The organism is Mycoavidus sp. HKI, from assembly GCF_020023735.2.
Taxonomy (GTDB): domain Bacteria; phylum Pseudomonadota; class Gammaproteobacteria; order Burkholderiales; family Burkholderiaceae; genus Mycoavidus.
The window spans coordinates 354,239-375,680 of record NZ_CP076444.2; the positions used below are offsets into that span (position 1 = coordinate 354,239).

A 21,442-nucleotide genomic window follows, 5' to 3' on the forward strand; every position below is an offset into this window, starting at 1 on the left:
ATACTTTGCTTCATTTGATTCTACAACGCACGGCTGTTACAGATCCGAGGACCTCCAATAAAAATCCTGGCGATCTTTAACCATGCTGACAGTTAACGTTAATCTTGCTGCGCACGCTTACCCGATTCACATTGGTAACCATCTGCTTGATCGCACCGAGCTTTTTGCCCCGCACCTAATGGGCTCTACCGTTGCGCTCATCACAAATGCGACCATTGAGCCGCTCTATGCAGCACGGCTTAGGTCAACTCTTGCGCCGCTTGGTAAGCGCTTGATCCAGATCGTGCTACCAGATGGCGAAGCACATAAGCACTGGGAAACCCTCAATCTTATTTTTACCAAACTGTTAGCGGAGCATGCTGATCGTAAAACGACACTGATTGCACTGGGGGGGGGCGTAGTGGGCGATATCACCGGTTTTGCCGCTGCTTGCTATATGCGTGGCATACCCTTTATCCAAGTACCCACCACATTACTGGCGCAAGTTGATTCATCAGTAGGAGGCAAAACAGGCATTAATCACCCGCTGGGCAAAAATATGCTCGGCGCTTTTCATCAGCCGCAGGCGGTGATTGCCGATACGGCAGTGCTGCGTACGTTGCCCGCGCGTGAGCTTGCAGCAGGACTTGCGGAGATCATTAAAGCCGGTGCGATTGCCGATGCCGCATTTTTTGATTGGATTGAAACACATATTGATGCACTCAACCGTGGCGATGAGGCAGCAACAATTGAAGCGGTGCGTCGTTCCTGCGAGATTAAGGCGCAGGTGGTCGCGGCTGATGAGCGCGAGCAAGGAAGGCGTGCGCTGCTTAATTTTGGCCATACTTTTGGTCATGCGATTGAGGCCGGCTTGGGCTATGGCAGATGGCTGCATGGTGAGGCAGTGGGGTGTGGAATGGTGATGGCGGCTACTTTGTCGCAACAGCTTGGATTGATTGATAGCGCAACACGTACACGCCTTAAGCGGCTGATTGCGGCAGCGCACTTACCGACGCAGGCCCCTATATTAGGCTCTGATCGTTATCTAGATTTAATGCGCGTTGATAAAAAAACTGAGGCTGAGCACATTAACTGTATCTTATTAAAGCGCTTGGGAGAGGCGTTTGTAATGCGTGTCACGGATCATACTCTGCGGGCGGTGTTAACGGCCTCGACCCAGCCTGATACTGCTGCTGAAAAACCTAACACGTAGTCCGAATCATGATGGGTCTGGCATTTTCTGGGCTCCTATGCAATGGTCTTTTTGATGAATGTGGAACGCAATGAATTCTGTTGACAAGACATCCCGCTATCTAATCACCCCGATTGATTTGGTGGCGCTTGAAGCGCACCTTGCACCCTATGCCGCACGCTCATCTGCTTCGCGTGGTCGCCGTTATGCAGAGCCTGCACCTGAAGCGCGCACCGCATTTCAGCGAGATCGCGACCGCATTATTCATTCTGCTGCATTTCGGCGGCTTGAATATAAAACACAGGTTTTTGTGAATCATGAGGGCGATCTCTTTCGCACGCGATTAACGCATAGCCTGGAGGTTGCCCAAATTGGGCGCTCTATTGCGCGTAATTTGCGGGTGAATGAAGATTTGATTGAGGCGATCTCGCTCGCGCATGATTTGGGTCATACGCCATTCGGCCATGCCGGACAAGACGCGCTTAACGAATGTATGCGCGCATATGGCGGCTTCGAGCACAATTTGCAAAGCCTGGTGGTCGTGGATGAATTAGAAGAATGCTATGGGGGCTTTAATGGCCTCAATCTTACGTTTGAAACACGCGAAGGTATTCTTAAGCATTGCTCTCGCGAAAATGCACAGCGCTTGGGGGACGTCGGCGAGCGTTTTCTACGCGCAGAGCAGCCCACGCTAGAAGCGCAAATTGCAAATTTTGCGGATGCAATAGCGTATAACAATCACGATATTGACGATGGCGTGCGTTCCGGTTTGCTGACGGTTGAGCAACTGGATGAACTTGAACTGTGGCGCATGCATCACCGTGAGGTGTTATCTACTTGGCCGGCTTTAAGTGGGCGTCGTTTGGTGCATGAAACGATCCGGCGCATCATTAACACCCTGATCGTTGATTTGATCACGGCCACCACGATCAAATTACAGGCTCATGCGCTACTCTCGCCTGATGAAGTGCGGCGCGCGCCGGCGCTGGTTGGACATAGCGCATCTATTGCCGTACAAGCGCTAAAACTCAAGCAGTTTTTATTTAAAAATCTGTATCGCCATTATCAGGTCATGCGGATGACGAACAAAGCGCAGCGCGTGGTTACTGGGCTTTTTGATGCATTCAAAAGTGATCATCGATTGTTGCCTCCGCCGTATCAAAGTCATGATCCTGAGTTGCAACCACGGCTTATCGCCCACTATATTGCTGGGATGACAGATCGTTACGCACTTAAAGAATATCGTCGTCTTTTTGTAATGGATGAGGGTTAAAAAAGGCTGCGCAAAACATATTCATTTAATTGTGCTTTGGCTGCATATAGAAAAATGCCACTAGGCTTAATAGCGTGGGTGGCACAGATAAGTTAAATTAAGTATGGCAAAGGTTAAAAGCGATAGCCAACGTTAAGATAAGTAATAATTGAATTCACTTTAATTTCTGCTTCATTTGTCATTCTTATTGGTCCCATAGGCGTATTGGCAGTCGTATTTATCTTGGCGGTTGTGCGCAAAGGTAAGTACGAGACTGATAGACCAGCGAACCAGCGCTTTGTTAACTGATATGAGAAACCGGCATTAAATATAGGTGTCCATTGGCTATCGGCCGAGACGTCAGTTGCCGTGCCAGGGAGTTTGTATAATCTTTTTTGCTCGAAATTGGTGTTAGTCAGTTTTGCATCAGTGAACCAGACTCGGCTAATTCCAAGGCCTGTATAGGGACGGAATTTTGCCTGTGCATTGAAAAAATAATACTTGAGCAATAACGCAGGGCTCCATTGCTGTGCTGAACCGAGTTTACCGTAGCTTGCATATTCACCCTCACCTTTCAAATCGAAACGCGGGGGAATGCCTACTACGAATTCACCTGCAATGTTATCTGTAAAGAAATAATGACCCGATAAGCCAAGCGTGTTTGCGTTATTAACTGAGGCGCCTGTATTCCCGTAGACTTTAGCGAGCGCTGCCGGGGACGTTGTCCGCATGGGGTGGCTGCTATCCCTAGTATCCAAATGGAGCCAGCCAGTACCAAGTATAAAATTACCAGCGGTTTGGGCATGAGCGGTGGCCGCGCCCACCAATAAGACGGCACATGCTGCAAAAATACGGGTCAGTTTCATTTTTCCTCCTTGGTAAATGATTCTTTGATACCTGCATTCTGCTTTGTGGGCAGTGGCAAAAGTGTAACCAATTTTCAACAGATCTAGCGGAAAAATATGAACTATCGCATGATATTACAGGTGAGGGGGTGTATTTGCTGGCTAAGTTTGTTGTACGCATGTCCTCCTCAAATTTGATCATCCTCTCAACCATGCTATCGTTACTCCTAACGAAATAAAGCACACACAAACGAAAAGAAAAGATAAAGTGGCTTCCTTTATAATCTACAGTTCCCTAATCTGAACTTAAAATTCGGGTGATACAGTGCCTCATATCCACTCTGACAACTTGCTTGAACTGCGCGGCATAGATTTCGGCTATGGCGAGCGGCTTGTGCTTAAAAACTTAAATATATGTTTTAAGCGCGGCCAGGTGGTGGCCGTTATGGGCGGCTCTGGTTGCGGTAAAACAACAATTTTGCGCTTAATTGGTGGCTTGGAGCGAGCCCGGCGCGGGCAAGTGCTGTTCGAGGGCGCGGATATTGGCAAGCTTGATACGGCCGGTATCTATGCATTGCGCCGCAAAATGGGCATGTTATTTCAATTTGGTGCGCTGTTTACGGATATATCGGTATTTGATAATGTCGCGTTCGCTTTGCGTGAGCATACTCAATTGTCAGAAACTGTGCTGCAAGATTTAGTGCTGATGAAGTTAAATGCAGTGGGTTTGCGCGGCGCCCGCGACTTGATGCCCGCTGAGATTTCCGGCGGCATGGCGCGGCGTGTTGCATTGGCCCGCGCAATCGCACTCGATCCTACATTAATTATGTATGATGAGCCGTTTGCTGGCCTTGACCCGATTTCGCTTGGCATTACTGCAAATTTGATTCGCACTTTAAATCAGGCGCTTGGCGCCACCTCCATTCTAGTGACTCATGATGTACCGGAATCGTTTGCCATTGCCGATTATGTCTATTTCATTGTAGATGGTGCTCTCCATGCTGAAGGCAGCCCAGATCAGTTGCGTGCCTCAACTGATCCGACGGTGCGCCAGTTTCTTGATGGTGCGGCAGAGGGGCCGTTTGGCTTTCACTATCCGGGCGCGCCGCTGGCCGCTGATTTTGGTCTTGCGGTGGATGCAGGAGCACGCTCATGATTAGCGTGCTCGGTCGCGCAGTGCTCAATGGCCTAAGTCGCGCGGGCTATGGTACGCGGATGTGGCTACGGTTGCTGAGTGAGGGTTGGCGCTTATTACAGCGGCCACGCTTGGTGATGCAGCAGATTCATTTTGTGGGTAATTATTCGCTTGTCATTATCGCCATCTCAGGTCTTTTTGTAGGATTTGTGCTGGGTTTGCAAGGCTATTACACTTTAAGCCGCTATGGCTCGGCAGAGGCGCTGGGCCTGCTTGTCGCATTGTCGCTCGTGCGTGAGTTGGGGCCGGTCGTCACCGCACTGCTATTTGCTGGGCGCGCAGGGACTGCATTGACGGCTGAAATTGGCCTAATGAAAGCGGGTGAGCAATTGACGGCAATGCAAATGATGGCGGTTGATCCACTATCGTTTGTGGTGGCGCCGCGCTTTTGGGCCGGGGTGATTGCAATGCCGATTTTGGCTGCTATTTTTAGTGCGGTTGGCATCCTTGGCGGTTATGGCGTTGGGGTCTTAATGATTGGTGTCGATAGCGGGGCATTTTGGTCACAGATGCAAAGCGGCGTCGATGTCTGGCGCGATATCGGCAATGGTGTGGTGAAAAGTTTTGTGTTTGGTTTGGCCGTGACCTTTATCGCTTTATACCAAGGCTATGAAGCTAAGCCTACGCCCGAAGGCGTAGCGCGGGCGACCACACGCACTGTTGTCTTCGCTTCTTTGGCCGTGCTGGGGCTTGATTTCTTGTTGACAGCATTGATGTTTAGCAATTAAACGGATCAAAATGATGAAAAAAAATACGCTTGATTACTGGATTGGCTTGTTTGTTGTGCTGGGCGCTTTGGCGCTGCTATTTTTAGCGCTCAAAGCAGGTAATATGAGCTCGCTATCATTCCAATCTACGTACCCAATTGAATTGAAATTCGATAATATTGGCGGCCTTAAGCTACGTGCAGCGGTGAAAAGTGCCGGGGTGAACGTTGGCCGGGTTGCGCGGATTGATTTTGATAGCGTGACCTATCAGGCAGTGGTTACGCTTGATCTTCAACGGCAATATCAATTTCCAAAGGACAGTTCAGCGCAAATTTTGACAGCTGGGTTACTTGGCGAGCAATACATTGGGCTTGAGCCAGGTGGCGACGAGCAGATGCTGCAAGCGGGTGATACGATTACGATGACGCAATCTGCTGTAGTGCTCGAAAAACTGATCAGTCAATTTATTTACGGTAAAGCCGCAGACGCTGGCGCAAACAAGCCGGCGCCGGCTGTGCCGAGTGAGTCCGGGGCAATGCCCGAAGGTCAATAAATGAAACAACTCTCCAAAGCCGCTACAGATCTCGGCTGGCAGCTTAGCCGGGTGGCGATATGCGCACTAGCATTAGGGCTTGCAGCGTGTACTAGCGTGCGTGCGCCTTCAAAATCTGACCCACTTGAAGGTATGAATCGTACCATTTTCGAGTTTAACGATACCGTCGATCGTTTTGCGCTTAAGCCGGTGGCAAAAGCATATAACCGGACTCTACCTAAGGCGGTGCGCGTAAGTGTATCGAACTTCTTCTCGAACCTGGGCGATGTATCTGTGATGGTGAATAATCTGCTGCAAGGTAAACTCACCGCAGGCACTGAAGATTTGATGCGGATCTCAATCAATACCTTGTTTGGCGTTGGTGGCTTATTCGACGTGGCAAGCGCCGCCGGGCTCCCAAAACACCAAGCCGATTTGGGGCTTACGCTAGGCTATTACGGCATATCAACCGGTCCTTATCTGGTGTTGCCGATATTGGGTCCAAGCACGCTACGGGATACTGCAGGGTTGCTGGTTGGCCGTGAGGTGGATCCTATGAGCTATATTGATCCAGTTTCCCTGCGCAATCAGTCATACGGTTTGCGCGTGGTCAATGCGCGCGCTGCCTTATTGCAGGCGAATGATTTACTTGAAGATGCTGCGCTCGATAAATATTCTTTTGTGCGCAATGCTTACCTGCAGCGCCGTCAATATTTAATTTATGATGGCAATCCGCCGCCACCGGAGTATGAAGATGATGAGGGGGATATACCGGTATATGAAGACCCAGAAGAGCGGGCTGCATCTGCTCCGCTTACCCCTCAGCTAGAGGCGGTAAAAGATGAACTAGCGCCGCAAGGGGCGGTGACCAATACGCTAGACGAGAAAACAACGCCAACTGATAGGCGAGTTCCAGCCCAGCAAGTCATGCCGCCTCTGAGGAATTTTCCAAATTTGCGTTTTTGATAGTCTATAAATTTTGACGATAGGTCTTTTTTAAGGGTGAGTCATATGAAGAAAAGTGCTTTAAGATTAATGCTCCTGCCAGTATATGCGGCACTATGCCTGTTTTGTAACACGGCCCTGGCGCAAACTGCCGAGGCCAGTGCAGCTAACACCAGTACTCCTGATGGCCTGGTTAAGGCCATCACGACTGAAGTGCTCGATAGCATTAAAAAAGACTCTGGCATTAAGCAGGGGGATATTGGTAAAATTTCTCAGTTGGTTGATCAAAAAATTTTGCCGCATGCCGATATTGGGCGTACTACTCGTCTAGTGATGGGACGTCATTGGCGGACAGCTACGCCACAGCAACAAGCAGAATTAGTCAAACAATTTAAAGATTTATTGTTTTATACCTATTCAGGCGCTGTATCGCAGATTCGTGATCAGAAGATTGAGTACTTACCTTTCCGTATGGCGCCGGATGCAACTGATGTAGTGGTGCGCACCAAGGTTTTTAACCAGGGGCAGATCATAGGTCTTGATTATCGCTTAGAGAAAAAAGGGAATGCGTGGAAAGTCTACGATCTCAACGTAGGCGGTGCTTGGTTAGTGCAAACCTACCAGCAGCAATTTAGTGAGCTTATTTCGCAACGCGGAGTGAGCGGTTTGCTTGAATTTTTAAAGCAGCGCAACCAGAAACTCGCGAGTGGGCCGCATTAATGGCAGTGTTTTCAACCGGAACAGCGCTTACACATGTAAGCGCCATGGCTGAACTTGAAGCGGGTTTAGCCTATATCACAACAAACTCAGCAGAAGCGGTGCGCATCGACTGCACGTCAGTTGCGCGGTTTGATTCGTCTGCGCTGGCGGTTTTGCTTGCTTGGTTCCGAGCAGCTCAAGTACGGGGAAAGACGCTTGAGGTGCTTAATTTGCCGGCCAAGCTTAAGAGCTTGGCGCGGGCTTATGGGGTTGATGAGTTATTGAAATTATAAAAGTAGTGTGCCGCGCTTCAGTCAGCGTGCTGAATTAAAGGAGATATTGCTCAGGTTTTTCTTCGTTGAGTTGAATGCCATCACGGCGCGCTAGCGTAGATTTCGCCTATAATCAGGTGTTTCGCAACCTTCAAAAGCAATCTCGATACCATAGACCTTGCTCACATTCCCATGCCAGCCATAGAAATCCGTAACATTAAAAAGCGTTACAAAGCCCTCCAAGCGCTCAAAGGCATCAATTTGTCGATTGAGGAGGGTGAGTTTTTCGGTTTACTGGGCCCTAATGGGGCGGGTAAAACTACTCTAATTAGCATCCTCGCCGGCCTTGCACGCGCTGATGAAGGCGAAGCGCTGGTGCTCGGACACAATGTCGTGACTGACTTTCGTGCGGCGCGCCAGGTATTAGGCGTGGTACCGCAAGAATTAGTGTTCGATCCTTTTTTTACGGTGCGTGAAACGCTGCGTATCCAATCTGGCTATTACGGGCTTAAACGTAATGACGATTGGATCGATGAAGTCATGACTCACCTTGATTTAACTGAGAAGGCTGAGGTTAATACGCGCGCGTTGTCCGGTGGTATGAAGCGCCGCTTACTGGTGGCGCAGGCATTGGTGCATCGGCCGCCGGTGATCGTGTTAGATGAACCCACTGCAGGCGTGGATGTTGAGTTGCGCCAAGGGCTGTGGAAATTTATTGCGCGCTTAAATCGTGAAGGGCATACGATTGTATTAACCACGCATTACCTCGAAGAAGCGGAGCAATTGTGTGATCGCATCGCGATGCTTAGAAGGGGCGAGGTGGTGGCGCTAGATAGTAAGCAGGCAATGCTGCAACGCTTTTCTAGCGCTCAGCTGTTGCTGCGGTTGACCAAAGGTGTCTTGCCTGCAAATCTGCAGGCGTTGGCAACCGGACAACAGATAGACATTAATCAATATGCGCTACGACTTAGCTCTTATGCTGAAGTCGAGTCGATTCTTGCTCAGTGCCGTGCGGCAGAGTGTGAGATTGAAGAAATTAGCATCCGTAAAGCGGACCTTGAAGATGTGTTTATCCAAGTGATGAATGGTTCATCAGCGACTGAGAAAATTTGAGAGGAACGCGTGATGATTGGTTTTTATACTTTATTTTGTAAAGAAGTTTTGCGTTTTTGGAAGGTCAGCTTGCAAACGCTTACCGCGCCGGTTATTACGGCTTTTCTGTATTTGGTGATTTTTGGTCAAGCGTTGCAAAATCATGTGCAGGTATACCCAGGGGTGGGCTATAAGAGCTTTTTGATTCCCGGTTTGGTGATGATGAGCGTGCTACAAAACGCTTTTGCCAATAGCTCATCGTCGCTGATTCAATCGAGAGTGAGCGGTAACCTTGTGTTTATGTTGCTATCGCCGCTAGGTGCGCGGGAAATATTTAGTGCTTATGTGCTTGCTTCTACTGTGCGTGGCATGTGCGTGGGGCTCGGGGTATGGTTGGCAACGGCTTGGTTTGTGCCGATGAGTTTCGTCTCACCGCTTTATATCTTCGCGTTTGCGGTGCTGGGGGCTGCTACTCTTGGCACAATGGGGTTGGTGGCGGGTATTTACTCAGAAAAATTTGATCAATTGGCCGCGTTTCAGAGCTTTTTAATTGTTCCATTGACTTTTCTGGCAGGGGTATTCTATTCGACCGAGGCATTGCCGGATTTCTGGAAGCACGTATCTAGGCTGAATCCATTCTTTTATATGATTGATGGTTTTCGGTATGGTTTTTTTGGGGTGTCGGATATCGCACCACTTAAGAGTCTGGCAATTACTTTGGGCTTTTTTATTGCGCTTGCCGGCTTGGCGATGCGTATGTTGGTGAGCGGTTATAAGCTGCGCCATTAAGACGATAGGCGAAAAATAATGGATAAATTGCTGATTCAAGGCGGACAACGCTTGGTAGGTGAAGTTAACGTTTCGGGCGCTAAAAATGCGGCTTTGCCGATTTTGTGTGCAAGCTTATTGGGTGCCGGACAGCTTGATTTAGGTAATGTGCCGAATTTGCAGGATGTACGCACCATGATTGCCCTGCTTACGCAAATGGGGGTACGGGCCAAGGTGTCTGGCCAAGCCATGACTCTTGATGGTAGTTGCGTGGATCAGCCGTTGGCGCCTTATGAGCTAGTGAAGACCATGCGCGCTTCAATTTTGGTATTGGGGCCGCTGGTGGCGCGTTTGGGCGAGGCGCGGGTATCGTTGCCGGGCGGCTGCACGATTGGTGCGCGGCCGGTTGATCAGCATATCAAAGGCCTACAGTTGATGGGGGCGCAGATCGAACTTGAGCATGGCTATATTAATGCGCGCATCAAGCAAGGCACGCGGCTCAAAGGCAGTCGCATTACCTTTGATATGATCACGGTGACCGGTACAGAAAACCTGCTTATGGCAGCGACCCTGGCCGAAGGCGAAACGGTGCTGGAGAACGCGGCGCGTGAGCCGGAAGTGGCTGATTTAGCCCATCTCTTGGTTGCGATGGGTGCAAAAATCGATGGCATTGGCACCGATCAGCTGACGATTCAAGGGGTAGACCGGCTGCATGGCGCGTGTCACCAGGTGATTCCCGATCGGATTGAAGCGGGTACTTTCCTCTGTGCCGTCGCCGCAGCAGGTGGCGATATTATGCTGCGCAATATCGAACCCATGTTGTTGGATGCGGTGCTGAATAAATTGTGCGAGGCAGGTGTGCGGATCGAGTCAGGGTCTAATTGGATTCGCGCCACGATGAACCAGCGCCCGTCGGCAGTCAGTTTTCGTACTGCTGAATATCCTGCCTTTCCGACGGATATGCAGGCACAGTTTATGGCGCTTAATTGCATTGCTGTCGGTGCCGCTCAGATTGTCGAAACAATTTTTGAAAATCGCTTCATGCATGTGCAAGAGCTTAATCGGCTGGGGGCTAATGTCATGGCGGATGGTAATACTGCATTTGTTACCGGGGTTGAGCATCTGTCTGGCGCAACGGTCATGGCGACTGATCTGCGTGCCTCTGCAAGTCTTGCAATTGCCGGGCTGGTGGCCGAGGGCGAAACGCTCATTGAGCGTATCTATCACCTTGATCGTGGCTATGACCAGATGGAACAGAAGTTATCTGCTCTTGGTGCACGGGTAAGCCGTGTGCTGGAAACGGAAACGGCGCCGGCGGTGCATGCAGTGTCATAAACACTCGGTTAATGACGCAGCAACCTCAGCTGATCTCGGCACCGCTTACGCTGGCCTTATCTAAAGGCCGCATCTTCGATGAAACAGCCCTTTTTGGGCGGCGGCAGGCATTACAGTTGTGCGCTTTTTACCTCTGCGGTCGCACGCGATAACATTTTTGCCGCGCAATTTCACCCAGAAAAAAGTACAGCTGTAGAGCTACAGCTGTACTACAATTTTATCCATTGGAACCCATAACCTTATCTATTGAAGACTGCTATGTTGTTGATCCCAGCCATCGACCTAAAAGACGGTCAGTGCGTGCGTCTAAAGCAAGGCGATATGCAACAAACGACTGTATTTTCCACAGCGCCGGCAGAGATGGCCCGCCATTGGGTCAATCAAGGTGCGCGCCGTTTACATTTGGTTGATTTGAATGGCGCTGCCGCGGGCAAACCAAAGAATGAAGCGGCGATTCGGGCGATTATTGATGAAGTGGGTGAAGAGGTCCCGATTCAACTGGGCGGTGGAATCCGTGATCTTGGCACCATCGAACGTTATTTGGACAGTGGGCTATCGTATGTCATTATTGGCACAGCGGCGGTCAAAAATCCTGGCTTTTTACGTGAGGCATGTAGCGCATTTAATGGGCATATCATTGCTGGCCTTGACGCAAAAGCAGGCAAAGTGACTACCGATGGTTGGAGTAAACTCAGTGGTCATGAAGCGACCGATCTAGCGCGCAAATTTGAAGAATATGGCTGTGAAGCTTTGATTTATAAAGATATTGGCTGGGACGGCATGTTACAAGGAATTAATCTCGACGCCACGGTGCAGATCGCGCAGAAGGTCAAAATTCCAGTGATTGCTAGCGGTGGGTTAGCGAGCTTAGTCGATATTGAGGCACTGTGTGCGGTTGCAGATCAAGGCATTGACGGCGTAATTTGCGGCCGGGCAATCTATACGGGCGAGCTAGCTTTCGCCGCAGCGCAAAGTCGGGCGGATGAAATAAGAGGTTGATACTCTTGTGATGGCTTTACCCAAGCACGTTATTCCTTGTCTTGATATAAACGCTGGTCGTGTGGTCTTAAACCCCCAGAGAAAATCTCAAATGCCTAAAAGCGATGCTCTAACCTCTAATGATATCTTGCAGCGTTTAGCTGTTCTCGTCGATACTCGCAAAACAAGTGCCCCGGAGCAATCCTATATTGCTCGTCTTTTTCATCAAGGTGATGATGCGATTTTGAAAAAAATTGGTGAAGAGGCCACTGAAGTTGTGATGGCGGCAAAAGATGTACGACACGGAGATGCGCCTTCAAAGTTGATTGGCGAAGTGGCTGATTTATGGTTTCATTGTTTGGTGATGCTAGCGCATTTTGAGTTGAGTCCAGCGGCGGTGCTAGCCGAATTAGAGCGTCGTGAAGGGATCTCTGGGCTTGACGAAAAAGCGTTGCGTAAAGCGCTTGCGCGTGCTGAAAATGACGCATAGATTTCTATATTAAGTAACGCTTAAACGCTAACCGTTAATGATAAATTTTCGCACCACAAATTTGAGAACTTAGGGAAACTGAACCATGAGTAACGATCAATTTGGAAGTAGGCCAATATTGGCGGCCAGTGATGTGCTCTCGGTCGAGCAAGAACGCCGTTTACGGACCTTGACGCACGTTCTGTATGGACTGTATGCGCTGTCCTTGTTAATCGGCGTGAGCGCAGTGGTTGCTGTGATGATTAATTATGTGAAGCGCAGGGATGCAAGCGGAACCTTCTATGCTAGCCATTTTAGTTGGCAAATTTGCACTTTTTGGTGGTCTTTGGGATTGGGGGCGCTGAGTTTGTTATTTCAGGGCATATTTCTTGGCAAACTGATATTGTGGGGGACTGTACTTTGGGTGGCGTACCGGATTATTCGGGGTTGGCTCCATTTAAATGATCGTAAGCCAATATAAAATGCAATAAGATAGGACTCTTTCATCATCCATAGTGTTAAGCGAATATTATGAACCACGACGATTGTCTTTTTTGCAAGATTGCAGCCGGTAAAATACCGAGTAAAAAAGTGTATGAGGATGATGAGTTCTACGCCTTTCACGATATCCGGCCGGCCGCTCCTGTGCATGTGCTGGTGATTCCGCGTCAGCATATTGAGGCACTCTCTAATTGTGGCCTGCAAGAGGCACCGCTGCTTGGTAGAATGATGACGTTATTGCCGCGGCTCGCAGCGCAGCTTGGAGTTGACTATACTGGAGGTAACACAGGTTTTCGTACGGTGATTAATACCGGTCCGGGTGGCGGTCAAGAAGTGTATCACTTGCATGCGCATATTCTTGGTGGGCCTGGACCATGGTTGCGTATGGGGTGAATGCGCACATTGCGCATAGCATGTGTGACGTAAAAGGAAAATGATTATGTTTACAGGTTTAGGCAGTCCTTTGCATTGGTTGATTGTCCTTTTGATTGTTGCGCTTGTATTTGGCACTAAAAAGCTGCGCAACATTGGCAGTGATCTGGGTAGTGCAATTAAAGGCTTCAAAGACGGTATGCGTGAGGGTGAAGACGCTTCGCCTGAGCGCAAACAGCAAATAGTATCAGGCCTTGATACAACTCAGCCTGAGGCAAAAAATAAACCCCTAGAGCGCGATATATATTAATCCAATAAACCGGCTTCGTTTTTCATATGTTCGATCTCGGTTTGGCAAAGCTCGTACTGATTGGTGTGGTTGCACTGATTGTACTTGGCCCGCAACGTCTACCGCGTGTTGCACGCACGGCTGGAACCTTGCTTGGGCGGGCGCAACGCTATATAAGTGAGGTCAAAGCTGAGGTAAGCCGAGAGATTGAAGTCGAAGAGTTGCGGAAAATGCACGCTCAGTTTGAGCAAGCGGCGCAGCAGGGAGAGCAGTCTTTCTATGATGCGGTGAATCTATCCCCCGAAAAAAGTGCTACGGTAGACAGTACTTTACCATCGATTCGGCGGCCAGCAACTTTGCCTAAACGTAGCAATTGGCGCATTAAACAGTCGGTGCTGCCAGTCTGGTACAAGCGTACAGCCCGTAAGCGGGTGCATGTGCAGTCGGCGGCGGCGCGTATGGTGCGTTACAAACCGGCAAGCTTGCGCCGGTTTTTCTAAATATTTCCCCCTATCTATTGACCTTGGCGTGAACCATCCTCAATCCACTACAACAGGCGAAGACACGTTTATTTCCCATCTGGTCGAACTGCGCAGTCGGGTCATGCGGGCAGGGGCTGCCGTGCTCATTGTATTTATTGGGCTTATCTATTGGGCGCCGGATATTTTCCGGCTGTTGGCGCGCCCTTTACTGATCAATTTGCCTAAAGATGGCAAAATGATTGTGCTGGATGTCACGGGCTCGTTTTTTGTGCCGGTCAAGGTTACGCTGTTAGTCGCATTGGTGATTGCATTACCGTTTGTGCTCTACCAGTTATGGGCGTTTATTGCGCCTGGGCTTTATCAGCATGAGAAGAAGCTGATTGTGCCACTTGTCGGCAGTAGTTATGCACTATTTTTAAGCGGGATGGCGCTCGCTTATTTCTTGGTGTTTCCAGCAATTTTTCGAGTCATGGCGCATTACAATGAGCCGCTTGGCGTACAGATGGCAACCGATATCGACCATTATCTAAGTTTTGCGTTAACTCTGTTTCTAGCTTTTGGGATAGCATTTGAAGTGCCGATCGTGGTCGTGTTGCTAGTGCGCATGGGGGTGCTGACTTTGAGCAAGCTTAAGCAAATCAGGCCTTATATCATCGTTGGCGCTTTTATTATTGCAGCCGTTGTGACCCCGCCAGATGTGCTTTCGCAATTTTTGTTGGCGGTGCCACTGATTGTACTCTATGAAATAGGCTTGCTCGCTGCGCGACTATTGCTCAAAAAAGAAGAGAAGGTTAGTTAACTTCATCACTGCGTGACGTATTTTTAGGTGGCAGTGGACGTTTGCCAATTGTCACAATGATATCTAAAGGCTTGTTTTTACGCACAATATGTAATTTTGCCTCGGTGCCGGGTTTGATTTGTGCAATCACATCTAGCAATTCAGTCGTGTCATCGATATGAGTGCCATTGACGTCAACCAAAATATCGCCTGGGCGTATGCCGGCTTTATGGGCTGGGCCGCTTTGCAGCACGCCGGCAACGATGGCGCCAGATTTACCCTTTAGATCAAATGATTCGGCAATTTCTGGCGTAATATCCTGAGGTTCGATACCGATCCAACCGCGTGTAACAGCACCCGTGGTGATAATGCTTTCAAGTACGCTACGCGCGGTAGAAATTGGAATCGCAAAACCGATGCCTAATGAGCCGCCACTACGCGATGCCGAGTAAATAGCGGTATTAATGCCGAGTAAATTCCCTCTACTGTCAACTAATGCGCCGCCAGAATTGCCTGGATTAATCGGTGCATCGGTCTGAATGAAATTTTCAAAGGTATTAATGCCGAGATGGTTGCGCCCGAGCGCGCTAATAATGCCCATAGTGACGGTTTGACCAACCGCGAAAGGATTGCCGATAGCGAGCACGACATCGCCAATGCGCGCCTCTTCCATGCGGCCAAGCGTGATGGCCGGGAGATTAGGCAAATTGACCTTTAATACGGCAAGGTCGGTTTCTGGATCGGTGCCAATCACTTTTGCGGGTGCTTTGCGGCCATCTGCGAGGGCGATTTCGATTTCATCTGCGCCATCGACCACATGATCATTCGTTAGAATGTACCCTTCTGGGCTGACAATGACGCCTGAACCTAGCGTTGATTCGGGTTGCTCCCGTGGCCGCCGGCCACCATGATCGCCGAAGAAATAGCGAAAAAGTGGGTCTTCCATGCGGGGGTCCGGGGTGGGAGGGGTGTCTGCACTTGAAAATATATTCACCACCGCTGGCATGGCTTTTTGGGCAGCATCGGCATAAGACCATTCTGGCTTGCTGCGGATATGAGCCGCGGGTGCGGTTTCACGTAAGGCAACAATGGTTGAGCCCAACTGCTGGCCAAATTGTCCTTGCCTTTGTAGCCATTCAGGCTTTAATGTGGCGACAATAAACAAAAGCGCCAAGAGCAGGGTGACCGTTTGCGCGAAGAGGAGCCAGAAACGTTTAAGCATGGAAAGAGATTAGAGCTAATATGGATAATAATGAACTGAGATTGTACTTGAACCGGCTATTGGCCGCGGATTGTTTTCAAGATTACTGCCCCAATGGGTTGCAGGTTGAAGGGCGACGGCAAATCAACAAGCTTGTAACCGGCGTGACGGCTTCATTGGCTTTACTTGAGGCCGCACTTGCTTGGGGTGCAGATGCGATTTTGGTGCATCATGGTTTTTTCTGGAAAAACGAGGCATTACCTATCACGGGTTGGAAATACCGACGGCTACGCTTGCTGTTGGCGCATGATATTAATCTATTTGCGTATCATCTACCGCTCGATGCCCATCGTGATCTAGGCAACAATGCGCAATTGGGGGAACGCCTGGGTTGGGTTGTGGACGGGCGTTTCGGGGCCAATGAGTTAGGCTGGCTGGCGACTTTGCCGGCGCCGGTTACTTTAGACGCTATGGCGGCGCATGTAGCTCATCGATTAGGTCGCCAGCCACTGGCCTTAGGTGACGCGCACCATAAGGTGCGTCGTGTAGCGTGGTGCACAGGAGCTGCGCAGGGTTTGTTTAACGACGCCATTGAGGCCGGTGCCGATCTGTATCTGAGTGGCGAAATCTCCGAGGCCACGACTCATTTATCCCGCGAATGCGGCGTTGCCTATTTGGCTGCGGGTCATCACGCGACGGAGCGTTACGGAGTGCAGGCGCTAGGCGCGCATTTAGCGAATACTTTTGAGATCGAGCATTGCTTTATTGATATTGATAATCCGGTTTAAGCAAAGCCGCGCATATAAGTTTTAAGCCTGTGCCGTAACGTGGAATTTTTATTGGGAAAAGCAGATATTTAACGAGGCTGCCAGTGAAAATAAAAATTTTCCCACAGACTGGGCATGTTCTCGATTAGGCTGATTGGTATAATGAAAGAAGAAGCAGAAATACGGCCTAAAAAAATGGGAGTATGTTGATGCGAGACAAGCAAGGGAAAACGGTTAATAGTGAGCGCCGGCACTGGCTGATTGCGACTTCTGTCGCGGGTGGCATAGGAGGGGTAGCGACTTTATTGCCTTTTGCGGGGTCATTAGCCCCGTCAGAGCGTGCTAAGGCGGCTGGAGCACCGGTTGAAGCGGATATTAGTCACCTGCAAACGGGTGAAGTAATGACGGTTGCCTGGCGCGGCAAACCCGTATGGATTATCAATCGTAGCGATGAGATGTTGGCTGATGTAGACAAGGCTGACCATATGATTGCTGATCCTGATACCAAAAACCCTTTCTCGATGCCACTGCCCGATTACTGTAAAAACAAATATAGAGCGCGGGTTGAACATCCTCATATACTCGTTTTAATTGGTATCTGCACGCACTTGGGATGCTCGCCAGTGCCACGCTTTCAAACCGGACCGCAGCACAGCCTGCCCAACGATTGGCCGGGTGGTTGGTTATGTCCTTGTCACGGTTCCACTTTTGATCTTGCTGGCCGGGTTTTTAAAAACAAGCCCGCTCCTCAAAACCTGGATGTGCCTCCTTATATGTTTCTCTCATCCACCCGCATCGTAATTGGAAAAGACGAAAAAGGAGAAGCATAAATGACCCATCAGCATTCTAAACAACCCGCTGAATCTACCCTTGAGGCTCCAGTCGAAACCAACGGCGTATTAGCTTGGATTGATCGCCGTTTCCCATTATCGGTGTTTTGGAAGAATCATTTATCAGAATACTACGCACCCAAGAATTTTAACTTTTGGTATTTTTTCGGCTCGCTCGCCTTACTTGTGTTGGTGATCCAGATTGTAACTGGCATCTTTCTGACGATGAATTACAAACCGGAGGCCAATCTTGCATTTTCTTCGGTTGAGTACATCATGCGCGAAGTGCCATGGGGTTGGTTGATTCGCTATATGCACTCGACCGGCGCATCGATGTTTTTTGTGGTGCTTTATTTGCACATGTTTCGCGGGCTTTTATATGGCTCATATCGTAAGCCGCGCGAACTGGTTTGGATTTTGGGCTGTCTGATTTTTTTATGCTTGATGGCGGAAGCGTTTTTTGGCTACCTATTGCCGTGGGGTCAAATGTCGTATTGGGGGGCGCAAGTTATTGTCAACCTTTTTTCGGCTATTCCATTGATCGGTCCTGATCTGGCGCTGTGGATTCGAGGCGATTATGTGGTGAGCGATGTCACGCTAAATCGCTTCTTTGCTTTTCATGTGATTGCGATTCCATTGGTGTTGCTGCTGCTGGTTGCTCTGCATCTGATTGCATTGCACCAAGTTGGCTCGAATAACCCGGACGGCATTGAGATTAAAGATAAAAAAGATGAGCATGGCGTGCCGCTGGATGGGGTGCCGTTTCATCCATACTACACGGTGCACGATTTCATGAGTGTGTCGATTTTCTTGCTGATTTTTAGCGCGATTGTTTTCTTTGCGCCAGAGATGGGGGGATATTTTCTTGAGGCCAATAATTTTATTCCGGCTGATTCATTAAAAACGCCAACTGAAATCGCTCCAGTTTGGTATTTCACCGCATTTTATTCAATGCTGCGCGCCACCACGGACGACTTCAAGCTCGTTTTAATGATCGTGCTTGGCCTACTGGGTTTATTGGGCGTAGTGCGCGCGCGTACCCTTAAATATAGAGCCGTATCGGCGATTGGTATGGCGCTTGTGATTGCGGCAATGCGGGTAACAGAAGCGAAACTTTGGGGAGTGGTCATCATGGGAGGGGCGGTGATGACACTTTTCTTTTTACCCTGGCTAGACCGTAGCCCGGCAAAATCGATCCGATATCGGCCTTTTTTTCATAAAGTCTTATATACGATATTTGTCTTAGTGTTTTTAACACTGGCAGTGCTTGGCACTAAACCACCGTCCACAGTGGCTAACGTGATTTCGCAAATATGCACGTTGTTGTATTTTGCCTTTTTCTTTGGCATGCCATATTGGAGCCAGCGTGGTGTTTTTAAGCCAGTGCCGGACCGTGTCACTTTTTCACGTAAATCGTGAGTTGACAGTCAAGAAAGGCGGATTTAAATGAAAACACTGCTCTCAATATTGATCTTGGCTGCTGTTATAGTGACTTCAGCGGTGGCAAATGAGCAAACGGTCGCACTGGATCGAGCTCCTGATCGCACGCGGGACCTTGCAGCGCTGCAGCGCGGTGCTCGGCTCTTCGTGAACTATTGTTTAAATTGTCATAGTGCGAACCAAATGCGCTATAGTCGGCTGCGCGACATTGGTATTTCTGCGCAAGAGGTTGAAAGCAATCTGTTGTTTACCACTGACAAGGTTGGCAAGATGATGAATATTGCCATGCGCGTGGACGATGCTAAAGCATGGTTCGGCACAGATGCGCCGGACCTATCCTTGGAGGCCCGAGCGCGCGGGCGCGACTGGTTATATACCTACTTAAGAAGTTTTTACCGGGATGATACTCGGCCTACTGGCTGGAACAATTTGGTCTTTGAGAATGTTGCGATGCCTCATGTATTATGGCAGTTACAGGGACAACGTACGCTGCAAAGCGAAGGGGAGAGTAGTGCGGGGCACGATATCGGTCAAAAAAATATAGGCTACCGGCAACTTACACCGGGTACCTTGTCGCCAATGGATTATGATTCGGCAGTGGCTAATTTAGTCTCTTATTTGGTCTGGATGGCTGAACCTGTACAACAGCGGCGCAAACGGCTTGGGGTGTGGGTGATAGTGTTTTTGAGTGTGCTCAGTCTTTTCGCGTGGCGGTTGAATGTAAACTATTGGAAAGAAATTAAATAGACATTGTCTAAGCGGATTGCTATAAGGCTAAAGTGAATTGATAGCCTCTGCAAGCAGTCATAAGCGAGTTAAGTGGTTTTGACTTTTCGCAGGGGCGAAGAGTGAAGTGAATGGGCAGCAAGCAGTGCAGCCCTTTGGTTTTTTAAGGAAAGTAAAAAATGATGATTTTATATTCCGGCGCGACGTGCCCGTTTTCTCAGCGTTGCCGGGTGGTCCTATTTGAAAAAGGGATGGACTTTGAAATCCGAGATGTTGATCTTTTCAATAAACCGGAAGATATTGCAGTCATGAATCCATATGGTCAAGTGCCAATTTTAGTGGAGCGTGACCTGATTCTATACGAGTCAAATATCATTAACGAATATATTGATGAGCGGTTTCCTCATCCGCAGTTGATGCCCGCAGATCCAGCACAACGCGCGCGCGCTCGTCTTTTTCTGTTTAACTTTGAAAAAGAATTGTTTGTGCACGTCACTACGCTTGAATCGGCTAAAGGCCGCTCAACTGACAAGACCCATGAAAAAGCGCGTCATGCCATTCGCGATCGTTTAACTCAATTAGCGCCGATTTTTATTAAAAACAAATATATGCTGGGCGAAGAGTTTTCGATGTTGGACGTAGCTATTGCGCCATTGCTATGGCGCCTTGATTATTTTGGCATTGAACTTTCAAAGAATGCGGCGTCACTAATGAAGTACGCGGAGCGGATTTTTAGCCGTCCAGCCTTCATTGAAGCATTGACCCCTTCAGAAAAGGTCATGCGTCGTTAATCTGGTTTAAGGTGTATGCGATATAGCTGTATATGCATATAGCCCAGTGCGCTTTGCTTGTGGCAGGCGCACTGACCATCATTTCAAGGATGTCGAATGCAGCAAGTGATTTCAACCAAACCTTATCTATTGCGCGCACTTTATGAATGGTGCACCGATAATAGTTATACCCCGCATATTGTGGTGCGAGTAGATAACCAAGCTCGAGTTCCGCGTGAGTTCGTCCGTGACGGCGAGATTGTGCTTAATATCAGTTTTAGCGCAACGAGCGGGTTGCAAATGCGCAATGACTGGATTGAATTCAATGCACGATTTTCTGGTAGAGCCCATAAAATAGAAGTGCCGGTTGAGAATGTGCTGGCTATTTATGCACTAGAAAATGGTCAAGGTATGGCCTTTCCAGTAGATGCGTCGTCGTCGAACAACGCAGCGGATGCGTCTAGCGCGGAAAATGCTGATCTACTCTCTGGATTGAACGAGCCATCAACGGAAACCTTACTAGCTAAGGAGAAGCAAGATGATAATAACGGTAAGAAAAAAAGTGGGCGCTCGCATCTAAAGATTGTCAAATGAGGAAAAATATTGGCTATTAAGTTGGCGGCATAGGTTGCTGTGCAAGTTTAATCTCCATTGAGAAACGGGGCAGCTGATTGAAATTGCTAGGTAGTGCAATTTCAGCACAAATTAAGTGAGCAGATCGCTCGCAATGCGTTATAATTCGGGTCTTGCCGGCTTAGCTCATCTGGTAGAGCAGTTGATTTGTAATCATCAGGTAGCGGGTTCGAGTCCTGCAGCCGGCACCATAAAATTCTTATAAATCAAAGATTTACGTTTTTTTAGAAGTCACTTTTTACCCCTGACTTTCCTCCATTTTTGATCGGAATGGTAGCATTCCTTTAGCAAAAAGCGCGACAGCTTTTTTCCTTCTGGCCATCTAGTAAATTTCCAAAGAAAACTTTTCTTAAATTCTCTTAATAGTCAGGATTTAGCCTGATTATTACTCTA

26 protein-coding genes, 1 tRNA gene and 2 pseudogenes are annotated in these 21,442 nt (G+C 48.9%); 27 read left to right on the forward strand and 2 right to left on the reverse strand.

Annotated features, from left to right (window positions below):
- Positions 1-82 precede the first annotated feature (82 nt).
- A complete protein-coding gene (gene aroB, locus KMZ15_RS01380) occupies positions 83-1,192 on the forward strand; it encodes a 3-dehydroquinate synthase (protein ID WP_223693388.1) in 1,110 nt (369 codons plus the stop codon).
- Between the two features lie 124 nt (positions 1,193-1,316).
- Positions 1,317-2,444 (forward strand): annotated as a pseudogene (locus tag KMZ15_RS01385) (deoxyguanosinetriphosphate triphosphohydrolase); the annotation flags it as partial.
- 113 nt (positions 2,445-2,557) lie between these two features.
- Here KMZ15_RS01385 and KMZ15_RS01390 read toward each other — a convergent pair.
- Positions 2,558-3,289: an OmpW family protein gene (locus KMZ15_RS01390; protein ID WP_223694629.1), complete on the reverse strand. Its 732-nt coding sequence runs from the start codon at positions 3,287-3,289 to the stop codon at positions 2,558-2,560.
- A 313-nt stretch (positions 3,290-3,602) separates the two neighbouring features.
- Here KMZ15_RS01390 and KMZ15_RS01395 point away from each other — a divergent pair, with 313 nt between their 5' ends.
- From KMZ15_RS01395 to tatC, 18 genes and pseudogenes are all read left to right on the forward strand, one after another.
- The gene (locus KMZ15_RS01395; protein ID WP_223694631.1) at positions 3,603-4,424 is read left to right on the forward strand and encodes an ABC transporter ATP-binding protein; all 822 of its coding nucleotides are present in this window, start codon (positions 3,603-3,605) and stop codon (positions 4,422-4,424) included.
- Positions 4,421-5,191, forward strand: coding sequence for a lipid asymmetry maintenance ABC transporter permease subunit MlaE (gene mlaE / locus KMZ15_RS01400; protein ID WP_223693393.1), 771 nt, complete (start codon positions 4,421-4,423; stop codon positions 5,189-5,191). Before KMZ15_RS01395 ends, mlaE begins: the two co-directional genes overlap by 4 nt.
- Positions 5,192-5,204: 13 nt before the next feature.
- Positions 5,205-5,723, forward strand: a complete 519-nt coding sequence (mlaD, locus tag KMZ15_RS01405) for an outer membrane lipid asymmetry maintenance protein MlaD (RefSeq protein ID WP_223694633.1) — start codon at positions 5,205-5,207, stop codon at positions 5,721-5,723.
- Positions 5,724-6,668: a VacJ family lipoprotein gene (locus KMZ15_RS01410; RefSeq protein ID WP_223693395.1), complete on the forward strand. Its 945-nt coding sequence runs from the start codon at positions 5,724-5,726 to the stop codon at positions 6,666-6,668.
- 45 nt (positions 6,669-6,713) lie between these two features.
- Entirely contained in the window at positions 6,714-7,367 is a 654-nt protein-coding gene (locus KMZ15_RS01415; protein WP_223693397.1) for a phospholipid-binding protein MlaC, read from the forward strand.
- A complete protein-coding gene (locus tag KMZ15_RS01420; protein ID WP_223693400.1) occupies positions 7,367-7,639 on the forward strand; it encodes a lipid asymmetry maintenance protein MlaB in 273 nt (90 codons plus the stop codon). Before KMZ15_RS01415 ends, KMZ15_RS01420 begins: the two co-directional genes overlap by 1 nt.
- 171 nt (positions 7,640-7,810) lie before the next feature.
- Positions 7,811-8,731 carry an ABC transporter ATP-binding protein gene (locus tag KMZ15_RS01425; protein ID WP_223693402.1) on the forward strand — a complete coding sequence of 307 codons (921 nt, stop codon included), beginning with the start codon at positions 7,811-7,813 and terminating at the stop codon, positions 8,729-8,731.
- Positions 8,732-8,743: 12 nt separating this feature from the next.
- Complete coding sequence (locus KMZ15_RS01430) at positions 8,744-9,499, forward strand: ABC transporter permease (RefSeq protein ID WP_223693404.1); 756 nt, start codon at positions 8,744-8,746, stop codon at positions 9,497-9,499.
- Positions 9,500-9,517: 18 nt separating this feature from the next.
- Complete coding sequence (gene murA, locus KMZ15_RS01435) at positions 9,518-10,813, forward strand: UDP-N-acetylglucosamine 1-carboxyvinyltransferase (RefSeq protein ID WP_223693407.1); 1,296 nt, start codon at positions 9,518-9,520, stop codon at positions 10,811-10,813.
- An 11-nt stretch (positions 10,814-10,824) separates the two neighbouring features.
- Positions 10,825-10,965, forward strand: coding sequence for a hypothetical protein (locus KMZ15_RS01440; RefSeq protein ID WP_223694844.1), 141 nt, complete (start codon positions 10,825-10,827; stop codon positions 10,963-10,965).
- A pseudogene (gene hisH / locus KMZ15_RS01445) lies at positions 10,937-11,050 on the forward strand (imidazole glycerol phosphate synthase subunit HisH); the annotation flags it as partial. The gene KMZ15_RS01440 and the pseudogene hisH, both read left to right, overlap by 29 nt.
- Before the next feature lie 21 nt (positions 11,051-11,071).
- Entirely contained in the window at positions 11,072-11,812 is a 741-nt protein-coding gene (gene hisA, locus KMZ15_RS01450) for a 1-(5-phosphoribosyl)-5-[(5-phosphoribosylamino)methylideneamino]imidazole-4-carboxamide isomerase (RefSeq protein WP_223693409.1), read from the forward strand.
- 91 nt (positions 11,813-11,903) lie between these two features.
- A complete protein-coding gene (locus tag KMZ15_RS01455; protein ID WP_223693412.1) occupies positions 11,904-12,281 on the forward strand; it encodes a phosphoribosyl-ATP diphosphatase in 378 nt (125 codons plus the stop codon).
- A gap of 85 nt (positions 12,282-12,366) precedes the next feature.
- A complete protein-coding gene (locus KMZ15_RS01460; RefSeq protein ID WP_223693414.1) occupies positions 12,367-12,741 on the forward strand; it encodes a hypothetical protein in 375 nt (124 codons plus the stop codon).
- Positions 12,742-12,791: 50 nt separating this feature from the next.
- A complete protein-coding gene (locus tag KMZ15_RS01465; protein ID WP_223693416.1) occupies positions 12,792-13,154 on the forward strand; it encodes a histidine triad nucleotide-binding protein in 363 nt (120 codons plus the stop codon).
- Between the two features lie 46 nt (positions 13,155-13,200).
- Positions 13,201-13,443: a Sec-independent protein translocase subunit TatA gene (tatA, locus tag KMZ15_RS01470; protein WP_223693419.1), complete on the forward strand. Its 243-nt coding sequence runs from the start codon at positions 13,201-13,203 to the stop codon at positions 13,441-13,443.
- A gap of 26 nt (positions 13,444-13,469) precedes the next feature.
- Complete coding sequence (tatB, locus tag KMZ15_RS01475) at positions 13,470-13,922, forward strand: Sec-independent protein translocase protein TatB (RefSeq protein ID WP_223693421.1); 453 nt, start codon at positions 13,470-13,472, stop codon at positions 13,920-13,922.
- Between the two features lie 28 nt (positions 13,923-13,950).
- Positions 13,951-14,703, forward strand: coding sequence for a twin-arginine translocase subunit TatC (gene tatC, locus KMZ15_RS01480; RefSeq protein ID WP_223693423.1), 753 nt, complete (start codon positions 13,951-13,953; stop codon positions 14,701-14,703).
- Here the strand turns inward: tatC and KMZ15_RS01485 are convergent.
- Complete coding sequence (locus KMZ15_RS01485) at positions 14,696-15,904, reverse strand: Do family serine endopeptidase (RefSeq protein ID WP_223693425.1); 1,209 nt, start codon at positions 15,902-15,904, stop codon at positions 14,696-14,698. The two genes, tatC and KMZ15_RS01485, sit on opposite strands and share 8 nt — an antisense overlap.
- Before the next feature lie 20 nt (positions 15,905-15,924).
- Between KMZ15_RS01485 and KMZ15_RS01490 the strand changes: the two genes are divergently transcribed.
- From KMZ15_RS01490 to KMZ15_RS01520, 7 genes are all read left to right on the forward strand, one after another.
- Positions 15,925-16,671, forward strand: coding sequence for a Nif3-like dinuclear metal center hexameric protein (locus tag KMZ15_RS01490; protein WP_223693428.1), 747 nt, complete (start codon positions 15,925-15,927; stop codon positions 16,669-16,671).
- A gap of 188 nt (positions 16,672-16,859) precedes the next feature.
- Positions 16,860-17,480, forward strand: coding sequence for a ubiquinol-cytochrome c reductase iron-sulfur subunit (petA, locus tag KMZ15_RS01495; RefSeq protein WP_223693430.1), 621 nt, complete (start codon positions 16,860-16,862; stop codon positions 17,478-17,480).
- Entirely contained in the window at positions 17,481-18,899 is a 1,419-nt protein-coding gene (locus KMZ15_RS01500; RefSeq protein ID WP_223693433.1) for a cytochrome bc complex cytochrome b subunit, read from the forward strand.
- A 27-nt stretch (positions 18,900-18,926) separates the two neighbouring features.
- Positions 18,927-19,667, forward strand: a complete 741-nt coding sequence (locus KMZ15_RS01505; protein ID WP_223693435.1) for a cytochrome c1 — start codon at positions 18,927-18,929, stop codon at positions 19,665-19,667.
- A 158-nt stretch (positions 19,668-19,825) separates the two neighbouring features.
- On the forward strand, positions 19,826-20,437 hold the full coding sequence (locus tag KMZ15_RS01510) for a glutathione S-transferase N-terminal domain-containing protein (protein ID WP_223693438.1): 612 nt from the start codon (positions 19,826-19,828) through the stop codon (positions 20,435-20,437).
- Positions 20,438-20,533: 96 nt separating this feature from the next.
- Positions 20,534-21,010, forward strand: a complete 477-nt coding sequence (locus tag KMZ15_RS01515) for a ClpXP protease specificity-enhancing factor (protein WP_223693441.1) — start codon at positions 20,534-20,536, stop codon at positions 21,008-21,010.
- Between the two features lie 154 nt (positions 21,011-21,164).
- Positions 21,165-21,240, forward strand: a tRNA-Thr gene (locus tag KMZ15_RS01520).
- Positions 21,241-21,442: the final 202 nt, after the last annotated feature.